This window comes from Acidisphaera rubrifaciens HS-AP3, assembly GCF_000964365.1.
GTDB lineage: Bacteria > Pseudomonadota > Alphaproteobacteria > Acetobacterales > Acetobacteraceae > Acidisphaera > Acidisphaera rubrifaciens.
In genome coordinates this window covers 1-5,894 of sequence record NZ_BANB01000369.1, presented here as the reverse complement: position 1 = coordinate 5,894, position 5,894 = coordinate 1, and the positions used below count along the sequence as shown (strand labels likewise).

Genomic DNA, 5,894 nt, shown 5'->3' with positions numbered 1-5,894 from the left:
GCCGAGGCGGCGCCGGATGCCGCGCGGATCGCCGCCGCCCGCGCCGCCGCCGCGGACCTGCTGGCGGCGGACTGAGCGTGCCGTACGATCAATACATCTGCAGATAGACCTTCGGCACCGACTCGACGTTGAGCGCCGCGCAGACGATGACGCCGACCCAGAGCGCGAGCGACACAGCGCCGGCGAGGCGGGCGGAGAGCGGCATGGTCCGCTCGCTCGCCAGCGCCGCGAGGTAGCCGGTCTGGTGATAGATGACAGCGTTGAGCAGGCCGAGCGCGATGAGGATCAGTTTCGGCACGAAGAAGGCATGGCTGCCCACCGCGACCGGGTCGTACAGGAACAGCAGCACGCCGCTCGCCACCGTCACGCCGAAGGTGACGTACAGCCACGGCAGCACGCCACGGGCGAAGGAGCGCAGCACGATCGAGCCGCGCCAGCCCATCAGCCGGAAATCCAGCAGGCCGATGCCGCCGAAAAACGCCGCCATCGAGAGGATGTGAACGATTCGGATCAGGTAATGGACCGGCTGCAGCGCGTAGTGCAGCCATCGGCTGTCGATCGCGGCCAGCACGTCGAACGGTATGCGCATGAAAGCGAGCGCGTGCCCCTGCATCACGCGGCATCCGATCCCATGTCACGGCATCCGGGATACGGGTCTTTCAGGAACGGGCAGGTCATGGGGCGGCGGCTCCTTGCAGTCGCGCGTAAGTCCGTCACCGGCCTTGCAAACGCGAACCATTCGCAGTAACTACCGGAGACAGGCCGGACGGGCAACACCCGCGCGTCCGTTTTCACCGTCTTCGCCCACCCGTCTCCGTCCACCAGGCCCGCAACTCCAGGGAACGAACCGATGCCACGGCGCGCCCGCTCCTTCGCAACCGCCTTCACGGCCATCTGCCTGCCGGTCCTGTGCCTTCCGGCCCTCGGCACCGTCGCGGCGCCCGCGTGGGCCGCGGATGCGCCGACCTACACGCTCACGCTCAAGGACCACCGCTTCACGCCGGGGCAGCTCAGCGTGCCGGCCGGGGAGCGGTTCCGCATCACGCTCGACAACCAGGACGGGTCGGTCAGCGAGTTCGAAAGCTATGACATGAAGTTCGAGAAGATCGTGGTGGGCGGCGGCAAGGTGACGGTGTGGGCCGGCCCGCTGCATCCCGGCACCTACAAGTTCTTCGACGACTATCACCCGGACAAGGCGACCGGCACGATCGTCGCCACCGCGCCGGCCGCGAAGGAATAACGCGATGCTCGGCAGCCTGCTGATCGTCTTCCGCGAGGTGCTGGAGGCCGGCCTCATCGTCGGCATCGTGCTGGCCGCGACCGAGGGGATACGCGGCCGCGCCGCCTATGTCGCCGGCGGCATCGCGGCGGGCGTCGCCGGTGCCGGGCTGATCGCGGCCTTTGCCGGCACCATCAGCAACGCGCTGTCGGGCAACGGACAGGAAGTTTTCAACGCCACCATCCTCTGCGTCGCCGTCGTCATGCTCGGCTGGCACACCGTCTGGATGGCGTCCCACGGGCGCGAGATGGCGCGCGAGATGAAGCAGATGGGGCGCGCGGTGGCTGCGGGCGAGAAGACGCTGTTCGCCATGGCGACCGTGATCGCCGTCGCCGTCTGGCGCGAGGGGGCGGAGGTGGTGCTGTTCCTGTACGGCATCGCCGCATCGTCGGGCGTCAGCGCGGCGGGATTGCTGGTCGGCGGCGCGCTCGGCGTGCTCGGCGGCGGCGCGATGTCGTGGCTGCTCTATCGCGGCCTCGTCGCCATTCCGATCCGTCATCTGTTCGCGGTGACGAACACCCTGGTCTCCCTGCTCGCCGCCGGCATGGCGGGACAGGCGGCGGCCATCCTGGCGCGGGCCAACCTGATCCCGGCCTGGGGCTACGCGCTGTGGGACACGTCCGGCGTGCTGCCGGAGGACAGTCTGGTAGGCCGCAGCCTGAAGGCACTGGTGGGCTATTCGGATCAGCCGATGGGCGTGCAGGTCGCCGCCTATGTCGGCGTGCTGGTCGCCCTCTACGTCGCCCGTCGCCTGGTCACCCACGAGCCCGCGCGCGCCGCCGTCGCGCGCACCTGATCCGCCTTCCTTTCAAGGAGTACCCAACGCATGAACCCCCTGTTCCTGCGCAGCCTGACGGCTGCCGCCATCCTGGCGCTCCCCGCCGCCGCCGCCGCGCGCGAGTTTCCGATCGGCGGCCCGGTACACGCCCACGACATGGAGATCGCCGCGAGCTATCTCGTCGGCATCGAGATGGCGCCGATGCCGCCCGGCATGGCGATGGGGCCGGACGCCATCCACCTGGAGACGGACGTGCACGCGACCGCCGACAACGTGTGGGGCTTCGGCGACGGCGCATGGATACCGTACATGAAGATCACCTACCGGCTGACCAAGGACGGCACGTCCTGGAGCGCCGACGGCACCATGCTGGCGATGACCGCCAAGGACGGGCCGCATTACGCGAACAACGTCAAGATGGACGGGCCGGGCCGCTATACCGTCGTCCTGCATTACGAAAGCCCGGAGGCCAACGGCTTCCTGCATCACGTCGACAAGGAGACGGGCGTGCCGAACTGGTGGGCGCCGTTCGACGAGAAGTTCAGCTTCGACTATCCGCAGAAATAGCGCGCTACTCGACGGTGACGGACTTCGCCAGGTTGCGCGGCTGATCGACGTCGGTGCCTTTGCGCACCGCCACGTGATAGGCGAGGAGCTGCACCGGGATCGCGTACAGCAAGGGCGCGGCGAAGGGATCGACGTCCGGCAGGACGATCGTCTCCGCCGCGATCCCGCGCAGCCGTGCCGCCCCCGCCGCGTCGCTGAACACGATGATCCGGCCGCCGCGCGCCGCCGCTTCCTGCAGATTCGACGCCGTCTTGTCGAACAGCGGGCCGGACGGCGTGATGGCGATCACCGGCACGGCGGGGTCGATCAGCGCGATCGGCCCATGCTTCATCTCGCCGGCGGCATAGCCCTCGGCGTGGATGTAGCTGATCTCCTTGAGCTTCAGCGCGCCTTCCAGCGCGATCGGAAAGCAGTTGCCGCGGCCGAGATAGAGCACGTCGCGCGCCTCGGCGAGGATCGCGGCGACGCGCTGGATCTCCGCGTCCTGTTCCAGCACCGCGGCGGCGCGGGCGGGGATTTCCAGGAGGCTCGCCGTCAGCGCCGCCTCCCGCGCCGCGTCGATCGCGCCGCGCGCCCGCGCGGTCGCGATGGCGAGGCAGGCGAGCACGGCCAGCTGCGCGGTGAACGCCTTGGTGCTGGCGACGCCGATTTCCGGGCCGGCGACGGTCTCCAGCACCGCGTCGCTCTCGCGCGCCATGCTGCTCTCCGGCACGTTGACGACCGACAGGACATGCTGGCGCTCGGCACGCAGGTAGCGCAGGGCGGCGAGCGTATCGGCGGTCTCGCCCGACTGGCTGACCAGCAGGCCCAGACCGCCCTCGGTCAGCGGCGGCGCGCGATAGCGGAACTCGCTCGCGACGTCGGCATCCGCGGGCAGGCGGGCGAGCGTCTCGAACCACCAACGCCCCACGAGCCCCGCGTAGAACGCCGAGCCGCAGGCGCTGACCGTCAGGCGCGGGATGGCGGCAAGATCGAACGGCAGCTTCGGCAGCGCGACCGCGCGCGTGCCCGGATCGACCATGCGGTGCAGCGTGTCGCCGATCACCGCCGGATGCTCGTGCAGCTCCTTTTCCATGAAGTGGCGGTAGTTGCCGCGCCCGATCGCCGCCCCGGTCAGCCGGGTGAGCTTGATCTCGCGCGCGACCGGGGCGCCGCCCGCGTCGAAGAAGCGCGCGCCCTGCCGGTCCACGATCGCCCAGTCGCCGTCGAGCAGATAGGCGATGCGCCGGGTCAGCGGGGCGAGGGCCAGCGCGTCGGAGCCCACGAACATCTCGTCCTCGCCGAACCCGACCGCGAGCGGCGCGCCGTGCTGGGCCGCGATGATCAGCTCCGGGTGGCCGGCGAAGATCATCGCCAGCGCATAGGCGCCTTCCAGCCGGCGCAGCGCCGCCGCCGCCGCCTCGACCGGCGCCATGCCGCGACGCAGGTTGAGGTCGACCAGCTGCGCCACCGTCTCGGTGTCGGTTTCGGTCGAAAACACCTGCCCGGCCGCCTCCAGCTCGGCGCGCAGCTCGGCGTGGTTCTCGATGATGCCGTTGTGGACGATGGCGACGCGCGCGGTGCCGTGCGGATGCGCGTTGCCCTCGGTCGGCGCGCCGTGCGTCGCCCAGCGGGTGTGACCGATGCCGGTCGTGCCGGGCAGCGGCGTCGTCTCCAGCACGCGGGCGAGGTTGACGAGCTTGCCTTCCGCCCGCCGGCGGTCGATGCGCCCGTCGTCGAGCGTCGCGACACCCGCGCTGTCATAGCCGCGATATTCGAGCCGCCGCAGCGCATCCATCAGCAGCGGGGCGGCAGGACGCAGGCCGATCGCGCCGATGATCCCGCACATGATCAGGCTTTCTCCTTGCGCCGCAGCAGGCGGGCGCGGCCGGGCTTGGTCGCCTGCCGGGCGCGGCCGAGCGCTAGCGCGCCGTCGGGCACGTCCTCGGTGATCACGCTGCCGGCGGCGACGAGCGCGCCGTCGCCGATGCTGACCGGGGCGACGAGGATGCTGTCGGAGCCGATGAAGGCGTCAGCGCCGATCGCCGTGCGGTGCTTGGCGACACCGTCGTAATTGCAGGTGATCGTGCCGGCGCCGATGTTGGTCCGCGCGCCGACGCTTGCGTCGCCGATATAGGCGAGGTGATTGGCCTTCGCTCCGTCGCCGAGGGTCGCCGCCTTCACCTCGACGAAATTGCCGACATGCGCGCCTTTGCCCAGCACCGCCCCGGGCCGCAGCCGCGCGAACGGGCCGACGATCGCGCCGGGGCCGACGCGGCAGCCCTCGACATGGCTGAAGGCGCGTATCTCCGCCCCCGTCTCCACCGCGACGCCCGGGCCGAACACGACGTTCGGGCCGATCGTCACATCCGGCGCCAGGACGGTGTCGGCGCACAGGAACACGCTGGCCGGGTCCGTCATCGTGACCCCGCCCTCCATCGCCGCCCGGCGCAGCCGCGTCTGTACGACGGCCTCCGCCTCGGCCAGTTCGACGCGGCTGTTGATGCCGCGCAGCTCGTCATACGGCGCCTCGACCGCGACCACCGCGCCCTCGGCGGCGGCCAGCGCGGCCACGTCGGTGAGGTAGTACTCACGCTTCGCATTGTCGCACCCGACCGCCCGCAGCCAGCGCGCGAACGGTGCCGCGGCGGCGCAGAACACGCCGGCGTTGCACAGCCCCTCCGCCCGCTCGGCCTCGGTCGCGTCGGCCCATTCGACGATCCGGCGGACCTGCTCGCCCTCGTGCAGCACGCGGCCGTAGCGGCCCGGATCGTCCGGGCGCATGGCCAGCAGCGCCAGCGCGGCGTCCCCCGCCCGCGCCCGGTCGAGCAGACGCCGCAGCGTCGCGGGCGTGACCAGCGGGTTGTCCGCATACAGGACGGCCACCTCGCCCTCGCCGAACAGGTCGGCGGCCTGCAGGGCGGCGTGAGCGGTGCCGAGACGCTCGTGCTGCACCACGACCGGATGCGGCGCGGCGGCGGCAGCGAGGCCCGGCATGTCGGGGCCGGCGACGATCACCATGCGGTCGAACACGGCCGCCGCGGCATCCAGCAGATGCGCGAGCATCGGCCGGCCGGCGATCGGGTGGAGGGCCTTGGGAAGCGCGGACTTCATCCGCGTGCCCAGCCCGGCGGCGAGGATGATGGCGGTCGCTGACATTGTCGGATTTGGGTAGCGGTCCGCGAGCCTCCGTGTCAAAGCCCGAACAACACGTCAGCAGGATCGACATGCAACCGACCCTCGTCTTCGACCTCGACGGCACCCTGGTGGACTCGGTGCCCGATCTCCGCG

6 protein-coding genes are annotated in these 5,894 nt (G+C 71.0%); 3 read left to right on the top strand and 3 right to left on the bottom strand.

Going from position 1 to position 5,894, the window contains the following annotated elements; translation table 11 throughout:
- Positions 1-88: 88 nt before the first annotated feature.
- Entirely contained in the window at positions 89-613 is a 525-nt protein-coding gene (locus tag B8460_RS11265) for a hypothetical protein (RefSeq protein WP_048861693.1), read from the bottom strand.
- A gap of 237 nt (positions 614-850) precedes the next feature.
- Between B8460_RS11265 and B8460_RS11260 the strand changes: the two genes are divergently transcribed.
- Genes B8460_RS11260 through B8460_RS11250 form a run of 3 tightly spaced genes read left to right on the top strand, consistent with a single transcriptional unit; the run spans position 851 to position 2,624 of the window.
- Complete coding sequence (locus B8460_RS11260) at positions 851-1,240, top strand: cupredoxin domain-containing protein (protein WP_084623534.1); 390 nt, start codon at positions 851-853, stop codon at positions 1,238-1,240.
- Between the two features lie 4 nt (positions 1,241-1,244).
- Entirely contained in the window at positions 1,245-2,075 is an 831-nt protein-coding gene (locus tag B8460_RS11255; RefSeq protein ID WP_048861692.1) for an FTR1 family iron permease, read from the top strand.
- Positions 2,076-2,105: 30 nt separating this feature from the next.
- Positions 2,106-2,624 (top strand): iron transporter, encoded by a 519-nt coding sequence (locus B8460_RS11250; RefSeq protein ID WP_048861691.1) that lies wholly within the window; start codon positions 2,106-2,108, stop codon positions 2,622-2,624.
- Between the two features lie 4 nt (positions 2,625-2,628).
- On the opposite strand, the gene glmS is transcribed toward B8460_RS11250, so the two are convergent.
- Together glmS and glmU are read right to left on the bottom strand one after the other, a co-directional pair.
- The gene (gene glmS, locus B8460_RS11245; protein WP_048861690.1) at positions 2,629-4,452 is read right to left on the bottom strand and encodes a glutamine--fructose-6-phosphate transaminase (isomerizing); all 1,824 of its coding nucleotides are present in this window, start codon (positions 4,450-4,452) and stop codon (positions 2,629-2,631) included.
- 2 nt (positions 4,453-4,454) lie between these two features.
- Positions 4,455-5,762, bottom strand: a complete 1,308-nt coding sequence (gene glmU / locus B8460_RS11240) for a bifunctional UDP-N-acetylglucosamine diphosphorylase/glucosamine-1-phosphate N-acetyltransferase GlmU (protein ID WP_048861689.1) — start codon at positions 5,760-5,762, stop codon at positions 4,455-4,457.
- Positions 5,763-5,894: the final 132 nt, after the last annotated feature.